Source organism: Mesorhizobium sp. P160927 (assembly GCF_057766385.1).
Map to the genome: position 1 here is coordinate 2,671,315 of NZ_JBYMDW010000001.1, position 17,933 is coordinate 2,689,247.

The following is a 17,933-nucleotide window of genomic DNA, read 5'->3' on the forward strand; positions in this document are numbered from 1 at the left end:
AATTTCCTCGTCAGGCAGCTTCGTTCAATCGCAGAAGCTTCGAGCCCCAGTCGCCCGATACGATCGTCGTGATCGAGGCGGGATCGATGTCGAAGCGAAAGCAGTCGCCCACCGGCAAGCCAAGCACCTTGCAGACGGCGGCCTTGATCACATCGGCGTGGCTGATCAGGGCGACACATTGGTTCTGATGCAGCTCGCGGACGCCGTTCATCAGCGAGACGATGCGCTGCTGGACATCCAGCATGGTTTCGCCGCTCGGAGTCCTGGCCTCCTGCCGCTGATCGTTCCACGCGCGCCAACTGGCATCGCCGTTCAATTCGTCGAAAGTCTTCCCCGACCAGTCGCCGAAGTCGATCTCATCGAGTTCGGCGCAGATCGCGATTTCGCCGACACCGCAAGCGAGAGCGATCGGCACTGCCGTCTCCTGCGTGCGCTCGCGCGGGCTGCATAGAATGGCTGCAATCGTCTCACGAGCCATGCGGCCGCCAAGCTGCTCGGCTTGAGCCTTGCCGGCCTCGCCGAGACATACGCCGGCCATGCGCCCCGCGAGGTAGGAGCCGACATTGTCGTGCGCCGCATGGCGGATCAAGAAGAAGGTCGTCGTCATTCCGCGGCATCCAGCAATGGCTCGTCCTTGCCAGCGATGAAAGCGAGCGTGCGCTGGCGCGCTTCGGCGTCGGTGAACTGTTCGGGAGGCGATTTCATGAAATAGCTGCAAGGACCCGTCAGCGCCCCGGCAATGCCGCGATCGAGCGCAAGCTTGGCGCAGCGCACCGCATCGATCACCACGCCGGCTGAATTGGGCGAATCCCACACCTCCAGCTTGAGCTCGGCATTCAGCGGCACGCCGCCGAAGGTTGTCCCTTCGACGCGGATGTAGGCCCATTTGCGATCGGTGAGCCAAGGCACATGATCGCTGGGTCCGACATGGATGTTCCCCGGTTCCAGGGGAACATCCAGCTGGCTGGTTACCGATTGCGTCTTGGAGATTTTCTTCGATTCCAGCCGCTCGCGTTCGAGCATGTTGAGAAAATCGGTGTTGCCGCCGAAATTCAGCTGATAGGTGCGATCGATGCGCACGCCGCGCTCGCGAAAGAGATTGGCCAGCAACCGGTGCACGATGGTGGCGCCGACCTGGCTCTTGATGTCGTCGCCGACCAGCGGCAGCCCGCGTTGCTCGAAGCGCCGTCGCCATTCCGGACGCGAGGCGATGAAAACCGGTATGCAATTGACGAAGGCACAGCCGGCCTCGAGCGCGCATTCAGCATAGAACTGCGTCGCCTCCTCCGAACCCACCGGCAGGTAGGAGACCAGCACATCGGCTCCGCTGTCGCGCAGGATCTCGCTGACATTGGCAACCGGTTCGGACGCTTCTTCGATTTCGTCGCGCAGATATTTGCCGATCCCGTCAAGCGTCGGCCCGCGTTCGACGCGAACGCCGGTCGTTGGCGCGTCGGCAAAGCGGAACGTGTTGTTGGGGGGAGCGTAGATCGCATCCGCGACGTCACGGCCGACCTTGCTTCTTGCGACATCGAACGCACAGACAATTTCGATGTCGTCGACGTGATAGCCACCGAGATCGGCATGCATCAGCCCCGGGATCGGTTCGTTGCTTTTAGCATGACGATAATAGGAAAGGCCCTGCACCAGGGAGGATGCGCAATTGCCCACTCCAACGATGCCAACACGAACTTTTTTCGATCCCACGAAACTGCCGCCCTATGCTGTTCAAAGGTAAGTTCCTTGCGCCGAACCGCCACCGTGCCGGAATGTTCCTTGGCTTGGTTAAAAATTGCGCGAAGCAGCATGGATCGAAGCTGCACGCGCCGCGTTGCCCGCACGGCAAGCATCGGAAATCGACCAATGATCGTCTACGGCGACCACAAGCGCCCCAAGAACGCACGACAGCTTCAGGAGGCGGCGATCGAAATGGCGCAAGGCCTCGATCGCTTGCCTTGCGGCATCCGGCGCCATGCCGCATTGGTCGGGCTGTTCGTCAGCGTGTCGGAACTGGTCCAGGGGCTCGCCGATGCCGACTTCAAGGCCCGGGGTGTCGACACCAATTCGCCTTCGCAACGGCAAGGCGCCAGGCTACTGGTCGGGCTTGCGGCAGAGGTGGCGAGGTCGTGGCGAAACGGGTTCGCCGTGGATGGTGGCATCGACCCGCGACTTCTCCAAATGCTGGCCGGGCTCGATTGCAAGGCAGAGGTTTTGACCGGTTCGGCCGAGGGCTACGCGCACTATGCGCTTTATCCAGAGAGTTATCTCGGCGCGGCGCGGATATCAGGTCTCGATGCGAACACATGCGTGATCGGCATCCGCAGCATCGGCCTGGGGCTCGCGGCCGTGGTGGCGGCCGCGATCGGTGCGCCGGCGCCCATTAGCGTGCGCCCGATTGGGCATCCTTTCGATCGGTGCCTCAATGCCGATCCGCGTTTGGTCGCGGCCTGGAGGAACGAGCCGTCGGCTCGCTTCGCCGTCGTCGACGAAGGTCCTGGCCTGTCGGGAAGTTCGGTCCATGCCGTCGTCGCGTGGCTGAGAAGACAGGGCATCGGTACGGACCGCATTCACCTGTTCCCCAGCCATTCGGGCGATCCGGGCGCCGAAGCGTCGCCGGAGGTTCGGGAGACATGGGTGCGCTGCCGCAAGCATGTGGCGATGACGTTCGAACGCACCTTTCCCGAAAGCTCGCAAAGTCCAACACTGCGCGATTGGGTAGCCGAGGCGGTCGGCAGTCCGAAATTGCGCTTGACCGAAATATCCGGCGGCGCGTGGCGACCCCTTCACTATACCGACGAAAAGTGCTGGCCACCGAGCACACGTGGCACCGAACGGCGAAAGTTCCTGGCCTCCGCGGGTCAAGATCGCTGGCTTGTCAAATTCGTCGGCCTCGGCGAAACCGGGCTGCGCAAGACGCAAGCCGCCAAGATGTTGCATCAAGCCGGATTCGGGCCGCACGTCATCGGGTTCTGCCACGGTTTTCTGGTCGAACGGTGGGCCGATGGCACGACGATGGATCAGCTACCGCTGTCCAGGCAGGGACTTATCACGGCGTTCACACGCTATCTAGTCTGGCGCGCGACCAATCTGCGAACCCGCGAAGCCGGTGCATCATTGCTCGCCCTCGCGGAAATGGCCGTTCACAATGCTTCCGAAGCTTTGGGCGAAAGCCGGGCGGCGAGACTGCGGACCTGGTTCTCGAAGCACACGCCCACAGAGGTGTTGGAACGGGCCGAGATCGACGGCAGGCTGCATCCCTGGGAGTTTCTGGTCGGTTCCGATGGCACGCTGATCAAGACGGATGCTGTCGACCATTGCCGAGGACACGATCTGATCGGCTGCCAACCGATAGAATGGGATATTGCAGGCGCCTGCGTAGAATATGACTTGTCCGAAGCCGAGGCGGCGACGTTGATCGGCGGCATGGGTAGCCGCATCGAGACCGGGCTCATCGATTATTTCAAACCTTGCTATTTGGCGTTTCAGCTCGGGCTGTGGAGCATGGCCGCTCAATCCGAGAATGGCCGGGAAAAAGCAAGGCTCGAGGAGACGGCAAACCGATATGCGGCAGGACTGACACGGTTCCTGGGCAAGGCCAGGGGGGGATAGCCGCCGTCAGTCCAGCCTTCGCAACATGTCTGCTTCCTGCTCGAGAATACTGGCCACCTCCTCCCGCTGCAGATGCGTCATCATCAGGCTGACACAGCATTCCAGATAGGTGATAGAGGCTCGCCGCAAATACGCGGCCGTCTCTCGTTCCGCCATCTTGTCGATATCGGTCCGAGATCGCTTGGGGTGCATGAGGAGGTCCTCCATATCTGGTCTTCTCGTCAAACCACAAGCTTGCGCCGATGTTCCGCGCGAATCCGTGCGAAGATGTGGCTGCGGTCCGGCATCAGGCAGGGAGGTTCTGCAGCCCACCTGACGTGGGTCTCGCTCTTGTGGAGCGTTCTGCCATTTGATCCCCGATCGAGCCGCCTTCAAGCGCGACGAAATAGCTGATCGTTCGGGCGAGCCCCTCGTTGAGAGGCACTCTTGGCGTCCAGCCGAGCAGCGCTTTCGCGCGCGAGATGTCGGGCTGCCGGCGTCGAGGATCATCCTGCGGCAGCGGCAGGAACGTCATATCCGATTTGGTGCCGGTCATAGCCTTGATCATTGCCGCCAGTCGCACAATGGTGAATTCGCCGGGATTGCCCAAATTGACCGGCTTGCCCGGATTAGGATTGATATCCATAAGACCCATCAACCCGTCGATCAGATCGGAGACGTAGCAGAAAGATCGCGTCTGCATGCCGTCGCCGAAAATCGTCAACGGGCGCTTCTCGAGCGCCTGCATGATCAGGTTCGAGACGATGCGGCCGTCCGCCGGATCCATTCTCGGCCCGTAGGTGTTGAAGATACGCGCGACACGAACATCGGCCTTGCCGGCTCGCAGATAATCGAAGCAAAGTGTCTCGGCCGTGCGCTTACCCTCGTCGTAACAGGCGCGTGGGCCGGTGCAGTTCACATGGCCGACATAATCCTCCCTCTGCGGATGTTGCTCCGGATCGCCATACACTTCACTGGTGGAGGCCTGCAGCAATCGCGCGTCGTTGCGGGCCGCGAGTTCGAGCAGGTTCAACGTTCCGATGACACAGGTTCGCGTGGTGTGGATCGGATCGGCCTGGTAACGCGGCGGTGAGGCGGCGCATGCCAGGTTGAAAATGCGATCCACCGGCTCGCCAAGCTCTAATGGACGGCAGATATCCTGCTCGATCAACCGGAAACCCGGCTGGTCCATGATCGCGTTGATGTTCTCCATGCGACCGGTAAGAAAATTGTCGGCGCAGATCACACGCCAGCCATCGCGTAACAATGCTTCGCAAAGATGCGAACCGAGGAAGCCCGCGCCACCGGCGACGAGCACCGTCTTTGCCCTTTGCGCTTTTTTTGTTTGTCGCATCGCGATTTTCTCCTGTCTGCCAGTCATGCTGCACTTCCGATATCGAGATCGAGGACCACCGCCCCCTTTTGCGTAAGCGCCGTGAGGAATTCGCGAGCCCTGGCCACACCCGTGTGGGAGGCAAGAACGAGTTCGCGTGCCCGGTCGGCCATGGCGAGACGTGTACGAGTCGATTCCCGGGACAGGATCGCGACGATCTCGTCCGCCTTCTTGGCTGTGTGGATCGTCGATGCGGGGAAGAAGCTGTCGAGGCCTGGCCAGCGGTCGCTGATGATCGGCGTGCCGCAAGCAGCGGCTTCGAAAAGCCGCACGCTGGGCGACCATCCCGCGGCGATCATGGAACTGCGTGTGACGTTTAGCGTGTAGCGTTGACGGCTGTAGAATGCGGCATGATCGGCCGGCGGCAAGTGTTCGATGCGCTCGACGTTGTCGGGCCAGTCGATATCGGACGGATATTGCGAGCCGGCCACGACGAAACGCCGATCCGGCATGCGCCGTGCAGGCTCCAGCAGAAGCGCATTGAGCGTGGCTTGCCGGTCGGCGCTGTAGGTGCCGAGATAACCGAGGTCCCAGCCGATCGGATCGGCGGTGCGGTGATGTCGTTCCGGGTCGACCGAACAGTAGAGCGGCTCGGCGCGGCGTGCGCCGAAGGTCTGTGTCAGATCGGCAAGCATCGGCCCGCCGGCAAAAGAGAAATAGATGTCGAAGTAGGGGATCTGGCGCCAGCTCAGATAGTCGCAATCGTCCGCCGACAGCTTCGCCAGGGTCACCGGAGTGTCGATGTCGTAAAAGCAGAGTTGTCCTTTGCTAAGAGAAGCGACGGTGTCGATCACCGCGCGCCCTTCCGGCACGAAGGAGCCGATCACCACGACATCGGCCTGTTGCAGACACCGTGCGTAGTCGCTTTGCAGTTCGTGCACGGTTTCGTAGTAGCGCAAGGCGCAGAAATCCGGATCGCGCAAATCGCGGTGATTGGCGTACCACGGCACATCGCGCTCCAGAAAAGTCACGCGATGGCCGAGTTGGTGGAGACCTTTCAGCAGACCTCGAAAAGTGGTGGCATGGCCGTTTCCCCAGGACGAGGAAAGCGACAGGCCGAGAAAGACGATGTCCAACTGCCTGGTCATTCGGCCGCCTCCACGGTCCCCTGCGTCAAATGCCGTTTGAAGACCGCATCAGCCACGGCCGCTCGCAATGCGTAGCTATGATCGGCGAGAACGCGCCGAAGTGCGGCCTGGCCGATCGCCTTTGCCCGGGCGGGGGTCAGCGCCTCCATGATTTCGGCGACATCGCTGCCGTCGCGCGCCACAAGGATCTCCTCGTCGGGTTTCAGGAACAGCTCGACGCCGAGCCAAGCATCGGTGATCAGGCAAGCGCCGGCGCCAGCCGCCTCGAAGACACGCGTGGCGGGTGAAAAACCGTTCGCGGCCATGCTGTCGCGGCTGATGTTCAGCACCGCCTTTGGCGTGACATTGAAGGCGTTGTGATCGCGGGTGCCGACATGGCCGAGCCAGCCGACATTGGCGGGGAGCGGCTTGTCGCCCCACCCAGATCCGCCGAGCAGAAACCGTTGTTGCGGCAGCTGGCTTGCCGGATCGAGGAAGAACGATCCCACACGCGCTTCACGGTCCGGCAGCCTGTTTCCGAGGAACGCCAGATCGCAGGCAAAACGCGCATTGCTGGCGACCGGGTGGTGCGTTTCGGGATCGAGCGCATTGTAGATGGGCACGCACTCATTCGCGCCCATGGCACGGTAGGCCCAGACCACGGGATCGCCACCGCCATAGGTCAACACAAGGTCGATTTCTTGCAGCGCACGATGCAGCGGGTGGTCCGGCTCGTCGCGCAGCTGGGCGAGCGTCGCCGGCGCGTCGACGTCCCAGAATACGATGAGCGCGTCGCTGCGGGCGTGGTCGAGCACGGCGCGCAGCAGCGCCTCGTCCTCGAAGCCGACGCCACTCGCCTTGACGACGATATCGGCCTCGGCGGCACGCGCCGCCACCTGCATCAGGGCATGGTGGGTTGCCTCGTAGACGACGACCGAGCACCAGTCAGGCGCCTCGATGTCGCGGTTCTTTTGCCGGTCATATACGTCAGGCTCATAGAAGGTGATTTCGTAGCCCAGTTGCGAAAGCGCCTTCAGCAAACCTCGGTAATAGGTCGCGGCGCCGTTCCAGTAGGACGACAAAAGGCTCGATCCATAGAATGCGATCTTCATGCTGCGGCTTCCTTTGCGGAGGTCAGCTCGGCGGTGTGCAGGGTCGTGCATTGCCTGAGCACGTCGACCAACTCGTCGACGCGGTGGCGGCAGGTGTGCCGTGAGCGGATGGTCTCAAGACCCGAGGTCACCAGGGAGGCCGCAAAATCCGGATCGGCCAAAACCGCCTGGAGGTGTTGCCGCATTTGCGATCCATCCTCGGCAAACAGGAAGTCGACGCCGGGCCTGAAAAGCTGCTCGACATCGGACCAAGGCGCTGAAATCAGCGGGATGCCGCAGGCAAGTGCCTCGAACATGCGGATTGTCGGAATTCCAGGCAAGCCTTCACGATAAGGACGCCGCGGGATGTGCACGGTGACACGATGCGCGGCGAACGCCTTCGGCACGTCGGCATTGGCGATCCACCCTTCATAACGCAGACCGGCGGCGGCCAGATCGGCAAGTGCCGGCTCGGGATAGCGGACACCGTGAACAGTGGCCCGAAGACCGAGATCGCGCACTGGTTCGATTAGGAACTCCTGGATCTCGGCCGTCCGCTCGTCGTCGCCCCAGTTTCCGATCCAGACCAGGTCGGACGTCGCGTGGATTTCCGGGTGCGGCTTGAATAGGCGATCGTCCGCCGCTTCATGCCAGGTGAAGACACGCTTGCCCCAGCCGGCGCGCAGATAGCTCTCGCGCAGCGCTTCGCCAAACGCGAGAACGCCATCATAATGTTCCAGGCGGAGCGCCGAGATTGCCTCGGTGGCCGACACGGCGCGGTGATGGGTGTCGTGAAACAGCAAGGTGAATTCGCCGCCATCGGCCCGGGCACGGCCGATGCGAGCGACAAGCTTCGGGTCGGTCCATTCGTGGACGATCACCACGTCGGCCTCGGCGATCCAGGCTTCATGGTCGAACCCGGCATCATAGGTCACCGGCATCAGTTCGGGGAAATCCTTGCGAAAACGTTCGATCGCGAAGGATCCCTTCTCGGCCAGCAGGTTCGATCGGCTCCAGCCGTCCGCCGGCTCCAGAGCGATGGCCTGATGCCGGCGCGCCACCAGTTCGCGCATGACGCCTCGAAGGAAATGGGCATTGCCGTGGTTCCAGTCGGAGACGAGCGAGTGGGTGTAGAACAAGAAGCGCATGATCAGCGCTCCGCAACGGCCAGCGCCGCCTTTTCGTAGACATCGCGCATGGCCGCTGCCTGCCTCGCCAGCGTGTACCCGCGGCTTCGGCGGAGGGCGGCGTGGCCGAGCTCTCGCCTATGCCCGGCATCGCTGGAAAGACGATTGATGCAGGCAGCGAGATCATGCGGGTCGCGCCCGTCAAAGAACATCGCGGCCCCATCCCATAACTCGCGATAGGTCGGGATGTCCGAGAGCACCAGGGGCGTCGCCGACATGGCCGCTTCCAGCGCCGCCAGGCCGAACGGTTCGTAGAGCGACGGAGACACGAAAATACCGGCGCGGGCCATCAAGGAGCGCACCTCGTCATGCGGCAGTGCTCCGAGAGGAACGGCATGCTTGACGATGGCGCGCTCGCCGTTCGGGCCGTGAAGCGAACCGGCTGTAAAGAGAGGCCATTGCGTCAACGAGGCGGCCTGGTCGACCACCGCCACATTCTTTCCCTCGTCCCACCAGCGGGCGGCGGCGAAGACGAGCGGCTGGCGGGCTTCTGCTGTCGGGACCGGGTGTGCGGCATTTCCGACGACGTGAACGCGTGCGATCGGGCCATAGCAGGTCTCGAGCATCTCGGCATGGCTGCGGCTTGGGGCGATGACTGCGTCGGCCCTGTCGAAGCCGCGCCTGTTGCGCTCTTTCTGCCAGCTCCATGCGCCATCCAACGCCTGGCCCTTGACGGAATGGAACCATGTCGTCACGCATGAATGCGAGACCGCTATAACTGGGCAAGGCGCGTCCAACCCCACGGCCTGCGTCGGTCCGTTGAGATGGACAAGGTCTATGGCGTAGTCGCGTATGGGCGCACGCAATTCCAGCGGCAGACCGTCGAGGTCGCCGGCGCTGCGGGTCATCCAGTCCAGAGGCGTATTCAGCCAGGTGAGCGTCGCGAAAGACCGTGCCTCTTCGGCCTGTTGCTTGGATGGTTGCGGCCCCAGACCGGCGAACACAACGCTGTCGCCGCCATTGACCAGTTCCCGGCCGAGATCAAGCGCATAGCGCCATACTCCGCCCATGGCGTCGACGGTCATCAGGATGCGGCGCTTGCGTGGCGTCAGTGTCCGCAACATGCCGCCTCCAGTTCCGCCAGCGGGCGCGGGCGCTTTTCCTGGATGTCGCTGAACTTCTGGAACGATGCGAGGTAATGGTCATGGGCGCGCTCCCAGGCAAGGTCGTCGGGTTCGCCCCAAAGCTCGCGATAGCTGGGCGAACTCGGATATGGATAAAGCGGTACGGGTTCATTGGCCCACACGCCATTGTCGATCAGGTGGGCGCGCCAGTGATCGACAAGGGCAGGATCGTCCTCGACGACGCCGATCAGATTGGCCTGGACGAAGGGAACGTGGCGTCTGGCCTTGACCAGTAGCGCGGCAAGCTCCTCGGTGCCCAGCCGGCAACGCTTCGCCAGCATGGCCCGCCCTTCCACCGTCAGGCTTTCGAGGCCGGCTTCGATGGACACGCAGCCTGCCGCGCCCAGCAGTTCCAGCAGCTCGGGTTTCCACAGATCGATGCGGGTCTGGACGCCGAATTTCACATCGCGGCCGACCAACGCCTCCAGCAACGCTTTTTGCGGAAGGAAGATTTCGTCGATGAAGTAGATGTAGCCGACACCTTGGGCGATCAGCCGATCGATTTCAGTTACCACCGCTTCGTGGTTGCGGCGGCGATAGGCATCGCGGAAATCGATCTTGGCGCAGAAGCTGCAATTGTAGGGACAGCCGCGCGAGGCCTCGACCTCGGCGCCGAATCCAAGCTGTTGGTTATCGAACCGGTGATGGTGGTGTGAATGGGCCCCAATCCAGTCGGATGGCCATTCCAGCGGCGGGTGATCGACAAACGAACTGGCATGGACGCCTCCGTTGGACACCAGCTTGGCGTCCCGCAGATAGGCGGTCGACGGTACCGCGCTCCAATCGTCGCGTCGTGCAAGTTCCGCGACGACTTCCTCGCATTCGCCGCGCACGACAATGTCGACGCCCAGCTTGCGCAAGGCCGGCGCCGGCGTCGCCGAACCATGTGGGCCGACCGCGACCGTGCGTCCGCCACGCCCGGCCAGACGATTGAGGAAGTCGGCCGGCACCCGCAATTCGGGCGGTGCGCAGCGCCAGAACAGATAGGTCGGCGCGGTGCTGACGACCGTCATTGCCGGTGCGAAATCAACCACGCGTTCGCAGAGCCCGGAATTATCGAGCTTCTGCAATTGCCCGTCCAGCATCAGCACCTCATGGCCGGCCGCTTCGAGCAGGGCTTTCGAATAGCCTAGTTCCAGCGGCAGATGCGGTTGGCGGCAGCCGAAATAGATGCTGTCGTCATATGTCCAGGACGGGTTGACCAGGGCTATTCTCATGCGACGTACCTCACGGCTTCGGGGCGGGGCTCGAGCCGGTGGCGCTGCAGCCAGTCGGCGAGATCGCGAATGCCCTCGCGCCACCCAACCTGGGCCTTCCAGCCAAGCGCGGTCTCGATCTTGCGGGTATCGGCGACGAAGAAGGGCTGGTCGCCGGTCCGTTCCCCATCGTGGCGGACCGAGAGTTCGCGGCCGGTCAGGCTGCCGATCTCGCTCAACAGCATACGCAGGCTGAGCGCATTTTCTGGTCCGCCGCCAAGATTGAATGCCTGGCCCGTGGTGATCTCGATCCGGTCCAGCACGGCCTTGTAGGCGGCGACCGCATCGGAAACGTGCAGGATGTCGCGCACCTGCCTGCCGTCGCCATAGATGGTGATTTCCCGTCCCCTCAGGGCGCTGAGCAGAAAGTGCGCTACCCAACCCTGGTCCTCGGTTCCAAACTGGCGCGGTCCGTAGATGCAGCTCATCCGCAGCACCGCCGTGGGCATGCCGTAGGATTTGGCATAGTCGAGCACATACTGGTCCGCCGCGCCCTTGGAGCAGCCATAGGGTGTGCAGAAATCCAGACCGCGGGCCTCATTGATGCCGCCAGCCTGGATCGCGCTATCGCAAGGTATGTAGCGGTCGTCGTCCGCGCGAACCGCGATGTCGGGGAGGCTGCCGTAAACCTTGTTGGTGCTGGCGAAAATCACCGGGATGGGCTCGCCGCTCAGCCGCGCCGCTTCCAGCACGTTGAACGTGCCGCGAAGGTTGATGTCGAAATCCTCGTCCGGCCGGACCAGGCTCGTGGTGACGGCTGTCTGCGCGGCCAGATGGAAAATCGCCTTGGATCTCATCAGAACTGGCGCCAAGGCATTGGCGTCCCGCACATCGGTGGTCTCGACTGTTAGGCGGCCACCGTGTTTCTGGGCAAGCCATTGCAGGTTCTGTTCGACGCCGGGACGGCTGAGATTATCGACCACCAGCACCGGCTCGCCATCCGACAACAGGCTGTCGGCCAGGTTTGATCCTATGAAGCCGCTGCCGCCGATGATGGCGACGGGCGCTTCGCGTCGGTTGCGTGCGCCCGGGCTCATGACACCAACCCGCGCTCTTCGAGTTCGCGCTTCATTTCGGCGCCGCGGTCGACGGCGGCCGTGTTGCGCACCCAGGAAACGAAATCCCCGAGAGAGTTCTCCAATCGCAGGCCGGGTTCGAAACCGAGCAACTCACGTGCCTTGGAGATATCGGCAAAGCAGTTGCGAATGTCACCGGAGCGCGCCTTGCCGAGCAGGTCGGGCGAACGGTTCGGGGTTCCCATGGCTTCGGCCAGCAATCGCGCGACTTCGCTGATCGCATAGGCGCGGCCGCTGCCGATGTTGATGACGTGGCCCTTTGCCTGACGTTGCTGCAGCGCAAGGCAAAAGGCGCGGGCGACGTCATGCACATGAACGAAATCGCGCTTCTGTTCGCCATCCTCGAAGATCATCGGCCGTTGGCCATTGGCGAGACGTGAAGCGAAATTGGCCAGCACGCCGGTATAGGGATTTGATAGCGCCTGGCCGGCACCGAAGACATTGAACAGGCGCAACGCGACCGCATCGATGCCGTAGGCTTCGCCGAAGATCAGCACGGCGCGTTCCTGGGCGTATTTCGTCAGCGCGTAGATCGAGGCGAGGTCGACCGGTTTTTCTTCATCCGTAGGCAGCGGCGAAAGGGGTTCGCCTTCCGGCGACAGCGGATTCCACTGTCCGCTTTTGATGTCGCTCGTCTTGCGCCTTGCGTTGTCGATGCGCTGGCCCTCGGGCGTGGCATAGAGGCCCTCGCCATAGACGCTCATCGAGGAGGCGACGACAATCCTTTCGACCGGATGCTTGATCAGCGCTTCAAGCAGTGTCGCCGTGCCCAAATCGTTGGTGCCGACATAGCGCGCGATCTCGTACATTGATTGTCCGACGCCGACTTCCGACGCCAGATGAATGACAGCGTCGACGCCTTCCAGCGCCTCGGCAACGGCCTCGCGGTCGCGAATGTCGCCCTTGATCAGTTCGGCACCGGCGGGAAGCGCGACTGCTTCGCCTGCATGCACCTGCTCCAGCAGGGCGTCGAGAATACGAACTGAATAATCCTGAGCGATGAGTTCTTGTGTGACGTGGCGGCCGATGAAGCCGCAGCCTCCTGTAACCAATATGCGTTTCACGACGACTCCTCGGACAAGTGACCTCGGCGCCCCGAACTTTTCGGCAAAAGGTTTGTTCCCTGTGCTTCAACAAAGTTCCCTTCGCGGGCTTCGTCTGAAAGCAAGCGCAACGCCATCGGGCCGCAATGCGGGAACATTGCCGCCGGTATGCTGTTAGGGCGCTCGACAGCCGCCGTGGCGCCGAAAGGCGAAGCCGATGATCAAGGGAGATTTCAATGTCGCAGTCCCAGACGACCACCAATCACGACGAAATTCGCAAATGGGCCGAGGAGCGACAAGGTCGTCCGGCGGTGGTCCGCACCAAGGGGGAGGGCGGCATCTTGCGGATCGACTTTGGCGAGCCCGAGGAAGCATTCGACCCTATCGATTGGGACGAGTTCTTCCGGATATTCGACGAGAATGATCTGGCCTTCCTCTATCAGGCCAAGACCAGCGACGGAAAATCCAGCCGTTTCAACAAATTCGTCGAGCGTGATCGCAAGAGTTGAGAAAGGCTGGCCTACGGCCGGTGCCGCGGGCCCTAGAAAATCTCGAAATTCGCTGGAACAATCGACGGCCCCATTGCTTCGGGCCCTGAGCCAGAAAATGCTTCGGGCCCTGAGCCAGAAAAGCGATCCAGCAATCCCCCAGGGAAGCGCCTTGGCTTCGGCCCAGGAGAATTCAATGCATCAGCTTTGCGCCGCGGGCTTTTGCCACTTCTCGCATGACGTCGTTGAGCCAGTTTTCGGTGGACTGGCCAAGCTGCCGGTGGTCCACGTCCCGGATCGCTTGCTCGAGTGTCCTCTCGACCAGCCGGTCCGATGCGTTGACGTCCCCCAGCAGAAGACGCGCCGCGAGGCGCAGTTTGGGCAAAAGCGTGAAAACGTCGTCTGGCGGGGAGGGCACGGAGATGTCCGCTTGTTCGGACCCCTGCGGCGGAAAAAGGGCATTGAACACAGCCTTGCTGCCCGAGGATTTCCGCAAATTGCTGGCGTAACGGAGATGCTCGGGGATGGCGATGTCGTTGTCGCCGCTAAAGAATACGAACGGGATACCGCGGCGCATCAACTTGTCGGCGATCGGAAACACGCGTCGGCCGTTAAGATTGACGTCCAGGATCGCAGCTTCGGCTTGATCGGTATGTTCAGACGCTTGCTCGACGGTAGCCGCGGGCCCGAGGATGATAGCACCCATGTTGCTGAAAAACCTCGCAAGATCTCCCGCCATCGACCATTCGTCTTCAACAATCAGAATATGCAACCCCCGCAGATCGCGCACGTCGTCATCCTTTCTTCGAACGGAGTTTAGGATGCAAAGAAGCCACTTCCGCTTTCCTGTCATCCAGCGCCGCCTGCAATCGTTTCGCAAGCGCCAGCATGCGATCCGGGACGGGCCCATCGAGACCTTCGATTAATTCAGGCGCCCCCGGCACCATTGGCGCCAGGAGTTTCAGGCCAGCAGAGCGTTTTGTCATTGAACCACCATGGATATCGGGTTCAACGTCATGCATGCTGACTTGTTCCATCCTCCCTGCGCGCTATATGGTTGTGTCCTGTCCGATCCGACCTTGAGAGACTTCATGTCGGTCGGGCGAAAGGGGGGACATGCCGTGACAACCCGATCAATCAAGTTCCCCATCGTCGGCATTGGTGCGTCCGCGGGTGGCATTCCCGCAATGGAAGGGTTTTTCAAGGGCATCACCGATCGGCCCGGCATGGCGTTCGTGATCATCACGCATCTCAGTCCCAAGCGCAACAGCCTGCTGCACGAGGTCATCGACCGCTACACCGAGATGCCTGTCGTGGTGGTCGAGGACGGCGTGGCTGTTGAACCCGACCATGTCTATGTGATGCCGGAAAACGTCACTCTGGTCATCGAGAATGGCGTGCTGCACCTGCGGCGGCCCAATGGGCTTACCCAGGAGCGCAAACCTATCGACATCTTCTTCAGCGCACTCGCCGAAGACCAGGGAGAATACGCGGTCGGCGTCGTACTGTCGGGAGGTGATTCCGATGGAACCTTGGGTGCGAAGGCCATCAAGGAGCGGGGCGGGCTCACCGTGGCGCAAGCGCCGGACGGCTACGGTCCGCGCAATCCCGACATGCCGCAGAGCGCTATTGCCAGCGGGCTCATCGATGTTGCCGTGCCCGCCGAGGAGATTGGGGCGAAGCTCGAGGCTTACGCCCGCGGCTTCGACACGCTGGACGGGCTGACGAACGAAGAAGACGACCATACGGCCGACATAGATAAAGTCCGCGAACAGATATACGGCATTCTACGCAGCCACTCCGGCCACGACTTTTCAGGCTATAAAACCAAGACGTTCCTACGCCGGATCAAGCGGCGCATGCAGATCGCCCAGATTCAGTCCATCAGCGCCTATATCGACTGGCTGAAGAAGGACCCTCGCGAGGTGATGAACCTGTTTCGCGATCTGCTGATCAATGTCACTAACTTCTTTCGCGATCCCGATGCCTTCGAATTGCTGGAACAAAAGATCATCCCGAGGCTGTTCGAGGGCAAGACCGCGACCGACACGGTTAGGGTCTGGGTTCCCGGCTGCGCCACCGGCGAGGAGGTGTTCTCCATCGGCATCCTGCTGCGTGAACACATGGAAACGCTTTCTGCCGTTCCGCGCGTCCAGATATTCGCCACCGACATAGACGAGCCGGCCCTGGCGGTGGCGCGCGCGGCACGCTATCCCGAAGCCTTGATGCAGGGTCTTTCCCCGGAGCGCAAACAGCGGTTTTTCAACGGCGATGGCGAGAGCTACGTCATCAGCAACGAGATCCGGGAACTGTGCATCTTCTCGCCGCATAGCGTCATCCGCGATCCGCCCTTTTCGCGCATGGATCTGGTTTCGTGCCGCAACCTGCTGATCTATTTCGGCCCGGCCATTCAAAGCCGCGTTCTTCCTGTCTTCCACTATTCGCTGAAGCCGGGTGGCTATCTTTTCCTCGGCACGTCCGAAAGCGTCGGGCAGCACGAAAATCTGTTTGCCACCGTCGACAAGAAACATCGCCTCTTCCAGGCACGGGAGCATGCCTCGCCACATATCAGGCTGCCGGCCCTTATTGGGGATGTCCCTTCCGGCGTCTTTCCCGCCGAAACCGCTGGCTTGAAGAAGGGCACGATCGGATATCCGCTGCGCCAAGCTGTCGAGGCGCAGGTGCTGGAGCGGTTCGCGCCGCCGCATGTCCTCGTCAACGCCGAAGGCGACGTCGTCTACTATTCGGCGAGGACCGGCAGATACCTCGAAGCGCCGCAAGGCATCCCCAGCCGGCAGTTGCTGACGATGGCGCGCCGCGGGCTTCGGTTGGACCTGCGCGCCGCATTGAGGGAGGCGACGACGACACGCCGCACTGTTGTGCGGGACAACCTCGCCGTCGAGGAAGACGACGAACGCGTCCAACCGATCAGGCTGACGATCGAACCGCTCGCCGAGAGGGGCAATGGTGAGCCGCTTTACCTTGTCCTCTTCGAGCCGTCTGGCCCGACCATGGCCCGGTCCGATGAGGACGATGGCAGCCGTGACAGCGACAGCACCGCCGATCTCGAGCGGGAACTGCGAGACACAAGAGAGCGTCTTCAATCCACCATAGAGGAATACGAGACGGCCCTCGAAGAGGTGAAATCGTCGAACGAGGAACTCGTCTCCGTCAACGAAGAGGCGCAATCCACCAACGAGGAGCTTGAAGCGTCCAAGGAAGAGATGCAGTCGCTGAACGAAGAACTCAACACGATCAACGCGGAGTTGACCAGCAAGATAGAAGAGCTCGATCACGCCAACAGCGATCTGCGCAATCTGTTCGAAAGCACCGACATCGCGACCATTTTTCTCGATCGCAGTCTTGTGGTGCGGACCTTCACGCCGGCGGCCTCATCCTTCTTCAGTCTGCGCCCCTCCGACGTCGGCCGGCCGCTGACGGATCTGTCGAGCCAACTCGACTATCCTGAGTTGAAGCAGCACATCGACAAGGTTTTCGAGACAGGCGAGATCCTGAACCACCATCTTGCGCGCGATTCCAGGGGTCTGTTTCACATGGTCCGAATCAATCCCTATCGGGACAAGGGCAACAGGATACAGGGCGTCGTGGTGACACTTGTCGACGTTACCACCCTGGCGCGGGCGGAAGAGCATCAGCAGGTGCTCATCTCGGAGCTCAACCATCGCGTCAAGAACATGCTGGCGGTGATCGCCAGCATCGCCAACCGGACGCGGGACAGTTCGGATACAAAGGAAGAGTTCGCGGAGGCCTTGATCGGCCGGCTGCATGCCATGTCCCGGGCCTACGGACTGCTGACCCGCGAGAGGTGGAAAGAAGCTTCGGTCAAGGAACTGCTCCACCAGGAACTCGAGCCGTTCGGCATCGAACGGATCGAACTCGATGGCGACGACGTAAGACTCGGCCCGCAACAGGGACTTTCCCTCAGCATGGCCATCCATGAACTGGCAACCAATGCGGCCAAGTATGGCGCCCTGTCCAAGCCTCGAGGCAGGATCGGCGTCAGATGGGCGATGGATGGCGATAATTTCACGCTTGGCTGGCGCGAAAAGGACGGCCCTCCAGTCAAGGAGCCGTTGAACAACGGCTTCGGCCTGAACCTGTTGAAGGGGGAAATCGGCTACAGGCTCGGCGGCCAGGTCGACACCTCCTTCCGCAAGGACGGCCTCGATGTCCAGATCGCTTTTTCGGCAAACCACAAGGACGCGCCGTGAGCGACAGACCTCGCGTTCTTGTGGTGGAGGACGAGTGGCTGATCGCGGAGGACGTCGCGTCTGACTTGCGTGCAGCGGGCTATCCTGTGGTCGGGCCTGTTTCGTCCGTTGCCGCCGCACTTCGGCTGGTCGAGGCCGACAAGGTCGACATGGCATTGCTGGACGTTCAACTTAACGCCGAAACGAGCCTGCCGATCGCGGAGATATTGCTGGCTCGCGGCACTCCTTTCGCGTTCGTAACGGGATATGGGCAGGGCGATCTTCCCGCCCGGTTCCGAAACTGCAAATTCGTGGCAAAACCCGCAAGCGAAGCGGCTATCCTCACTGCCGTGGCCGACCTGGCGTCGCTTCGCGCCAAGAAGTCGTCATGATCTAAAGAGCCAGCCCG

General features: G+C 61.8%; 17 protein-coding genes. 4 read left to right on the forward strand and 13 right to left on the reverse strand.

Going from position 1 to position 17,933, the window contains the following annotated elements; genetic code table 11:
- Positions 1-10: 10 nt before the first annotated feature.
- The gene (locus AC3CB8_RS12840) at positions 11-607 is read right to left on the reverse strand and encodes a histidine phosphatase family protein (RefSeq protein WP_023782376.1); all 597 of its coding nucleotides are present in this window, start codon (positions 605-607) and stop codon (positions 11-13) included.
- Positions 604-1,707, reverse strand: a complete 1,104-nt coding sequence (locus tag AC3CB8_RS12845) for an inositol-3-phosphate synthase (RefSeq protein WP_352595111.1) — start codon at positions 1,705-1,707, stop codon at positions 604-606. Before AC3CB8_RS12845 ends, AC3CB8_RS12840 begins: the two co-directional genes overlap by 4 nt.
- 156 nt (positions 1,708-1,863) lie before the next feature.
- Here AC3CB8_RS12845 and AC3CB8_RS12850 point away from each other — a divergent pair, with 156 nt between their 5' ends.
- On the forward strand, positions 1,864-3,609 hold the full coding sequence (locus AC3CB8_RS12850; RefSeq protein ID WP_352595114.1) for a hypothetical protein: 1,746 nt from the start codon (positions 1,864-1,866) through the stop codon (positions 3,607-3,609).
- 6 nt (positions 3,610-3,615) lie between these two features.
- Here the strand turns inward: AC3CB8_RS12850 and AC3CB8_RS12855 are convergent, their stop codons facing one another.
- The 9 genes from AC3CB8_RS12855 to AC3CB8_RS12895 all read right to left on the reverse strand — a co-directional run bounded on the left by AC3CB8_RS12855 (position 3,616) and on the right by AC3CB8_RS12895 (position 12,846).
- Positions 3,616-3,816, reverse strand: a complete 201-nt coding sequence (locus tag AC3CB8_RS12855) for a hypothetical protein (RefSeq protein ID WP_015319152.1) — start codon at positions 3,814-3,816, stop codon at positions 3,616-3,618.
- Between the two features lie 79 nt (positions 3,817-3,895).
- The gene (locus AC3CB8_RS12860; protein WP_023782373.1) at positions 3,896-4,942 is read right to left on the reverse strand and encodes a UDP-glucuronic acid decarboxylase family protein; all 1,047 of its coding nucleotides are present in this window, start codon (positions 4,940-4,942) and stop codon (positions 3,896-3,898) included.
- Between the two features lie 23 nt (positions 4,943-4,965).
- A complete protein-coding gene (locus tag AC3CB8_RS12865) occupies positions 4,966-6,069 on the reverse strand; it encodes a CgeB family protein (RefSeq protein ID WP_023782372.1) in 1,104 nt (367 codons plus the stop codon).
- Positions 6,066-7,160 carry a CgeB family protein gene (locus tag AC3CB8_RS12870; RefSeq protein ID WP_352595117.1) on the reverse strand — a complete coding sequence of 365 codons (1,095 nt, stop codon included), beginning with the start codon at positions 7,158-7,160 and terminating at the stop codon, positions 6,066-6,068. The genes AC3CB8_RS12865 and AC3CB8_RS12870 overlap by 4 nt, the downstream gene beginning before the upstream one ends.
- Entirely contained in the window at positions 7,157-8,287 is a 1,131-nt protein-coding gene (locus tag AC3CB8_RS12875; protein WP_023771271.1) for a CgeB family protein, read from the reverse strand. Before AC3CB8_RS12875 ends, AC3CB8_RS12870 begins: the two co-directional genes overlap by 4 nt.
- 2 nt (positions 8,288-8,289) lie before the next feature.
- Positions 8,290-9,390, reverse strand: coding sequence for a glycosyltransferase family 4 protein (locus AC3CB8_RS12880; protein WP_352595122.1), 1,101 nt, complete (start codon positions 9,388-9,390; stop codon positions 8,290-8,292).
- Positions 9,375-10,667, reverse strand: a complete 1,293-nt coding sequence (locus AC3CB8_RS12885; RefSeq protein WP_352595124.1) for a TIGR04295 family B12-binding domain-containing radical SAM protein — start codon at positions 10,665-10,667, stop codon at positions 9,375-9,377. The genes AC3CB8_RS12880 and AC3CB8_RS12885 overlap by 16 nt, the downstream gene beginning before the upstream one ends.
- A complete protein-coding gene (locus tag AC3CB8_RS12890; RefSeq protein ID WP_352595127.1) occupies positions 10,664-11,743 on the reverse strand; it encodes a GDP-mannose 4,6-dehydratase in 1,080 nt (359 codons plus the stop codon). The genes AC3CB8_RS12885 and AC3CB8_RS12890 overlap by 4 nt, the downstream gene beginning before the upstream one ends.
- A complete protein-coding gene (locus AC3CB8_RS12895) occupies positions 11,740-12,846 on the reverse strand; it encodes an NAD-dependent epimerase/dehydratase family protein (RefSeq protein ID WP_352595130.1) in 1,107 nt (368 codons plus the stop codon). Before AC3CB8_RS12895 ends, AC3CB8_RS12890 begins: the two co-directional genes overlap by 4 nt.
- A gap of 215 nt (positions 12,847-13,061) precedes the next feature.
- On the opposite strand from AC3CB8_RS12895, the gene AC3CB8_RS12900 reads away from it, so the two are divergent.
- Positions 13,062-13,334, forward strand: a complete 273-nt coding sequence (locus AC3CB8_RS12900; protein ID WP_023771266.1) for a hypothetical protein — start codon at positions 13,062-13,064, stop codon at positions 13,332-13,334.
- Between the two features lie 172 nt (positions 13,335-13,506).
- Here AC3CB8_RS12900 and AC3CB8_RS12905 read toward each other — a convergent pair whose 3' ends face one another.
- Both AC3CB8_RS12905 and AC3CB8_RS12910 read right to left on the reverse strand, forming a co-directional pair.
- Positions 13,507-14,103: a response regulator gene (locus AC3CB8_RS12905; protein ID WP_023782367.1), complete on the reverse strand. Its 597-nt coding sequence runs from the start codon at positions 14,101-14,103 to the stop codon at positions 13,507-13,509.
- Positions 14,104-14,107: 4 nt separating this feature from the next.
- Positions 14,108-14,335 carry a hypothetical protein gene (locus AC3CB8_RS12910; RefSeq protein ID WP_156939358.1) on the reverse strand — a complete coding sequence of 76 codons (228 nt, stop codon included), beginning with the start codon at positions 14,333-14,335 and terminating at the stop codon, positions 14,108-14,110.
- Between the two features lie 69 nt (positions 14,336-14,404).
- On the opposite strand from AC3CB8_RS12910, the gene AC3CB8_RS12915 reads away from it, so the two are divergent.
- Both AC3CB8_RS12915 and AC3CB8_RS12920 read left to right on the forward strand, forming a co-directional pair.
- Positions 14,405-17,545: a CheR family methyltransferase gene (locus tag AC3CB8_RS12915; RefSeq protein WP_352562922.1), complete on the forward strand. Its 3,141-nt coding sequence runs from the start codon at positions 14,405-14,407 to the stop codon at positions 17,543-17,545.
- Positions 17,542-17,916: a response regulator gene (locus AC3CB8_RS12920; RefSeq protein WP_023782365.1), complete on the forward strand. Its 375-nt coding sequence runs from the start codon at positions 17,542-17,544 to the stop codon at positions 17,914-17,916. Before AC3CB8_RS12915 ends, AC3CB8_RS12920 begins: the two co-directional genes overlap by 4 nt.
- Positions 17,917-17,933 lie beyond the last annotated feature (17 nt).

Excerpts from the sequence above, each read along its gene's own strand:
- AC3CB8_RS12850 (WP_352595114.1), top strand. The coding sequence starts at position 1,864 with ATGATCGTCTACGGCGACCACAAGCGCCCCAAGAACGCACGACAGCTT.
- AC3CB8_RS12875 (WP_023771271.1), bottom strand. The coding sequence starts at position 8,287 with ATGCGCTTCTTGTTCTACACCCACTCGCTCGTCTCCGACTGGAACCAC.
- AC3CB8_RS12855 (WP_015319152.1), bottom strand. The coding sequence starts at position 3,816 with ATGGAGGACCTCCTCATGCACCCCAAGCGATCTCGGACCGATATCGAC.
- AC3CB8_RS12840 (WP_023782376.1), bottom strand. The coding sequence starts at position 607 with ATGACGACGACCTTCTTCTTGATCCGCCATGCGGCGCACGACAATGTC.
- AC3CB8_RS12880 (WP_352595122.1), bottom strand. The coding sequence starts at position 9,390 with ATGTTGCGGACACTGACGCCACGCAAGCGCCGCATCCTGATGACCGTC.
- AC3CB8_RS12860 (WP_023782373.1), bottom strand. The coding sequence starts at position 4,942 with ATGCGACAAACAAAAAAAGCGCAAAGGGCAAAGACGGTGCTCGTCGCC.
- AC3CB8_RS12870 (WP_352595117.1), bottom strand. The coding sequence starts at position 7,160 with ATGAAGATCGCATTCTATGGATCGAGCCTTTTGTCGTCCTACTGGAAC.
- AC3CB8_RS12915 (WP_352562922.1), top strand. The coding sequence starts at position 14,405 with ATGTCGGTCGGGCGAAAGGGGGGACATGCCGTGACAACCCGATCAATC.
- AC3CB8_RS12890 (WP_352595127.1), bottom strand. The coding sequence starts at position 11,743 with ATGAGCCCGGGCGCACGCAACCGACGCGAAGCGCCCGTCGCCATCATC.
- AC3CB8_RS12900 (WP_023771266.1), top strand. The coding sequence starts at position 13,062 with ATGTCGCAGTCCCAGACGACCACCAATCACGACGAAATTCGCAAATGG.
- AC3CB8_RS12910 (WP_156939358.1), bottom strand. The coding sequence starts at position 14,335 with ATGCATGACGTTGAACCCGATATCCATGGTGGTTCAATGACAAAACGC.
- AC3CB8_RS12865 (WP_023782372.1), bottom strand. The coding sequence starts at position 6,069 with ATGACCAGGCAGTTGGACATCGTCTTTCTCGGCCTGTCGCTTTCCTCG.
- AC3CB8_RS12885 (WP_352595124.1), bottom strand. The coding sequence starts at position 10,667 with ATGAGAATAGCCCTGGTCAACCCGTCCTGGACATATGACGACAGCATC.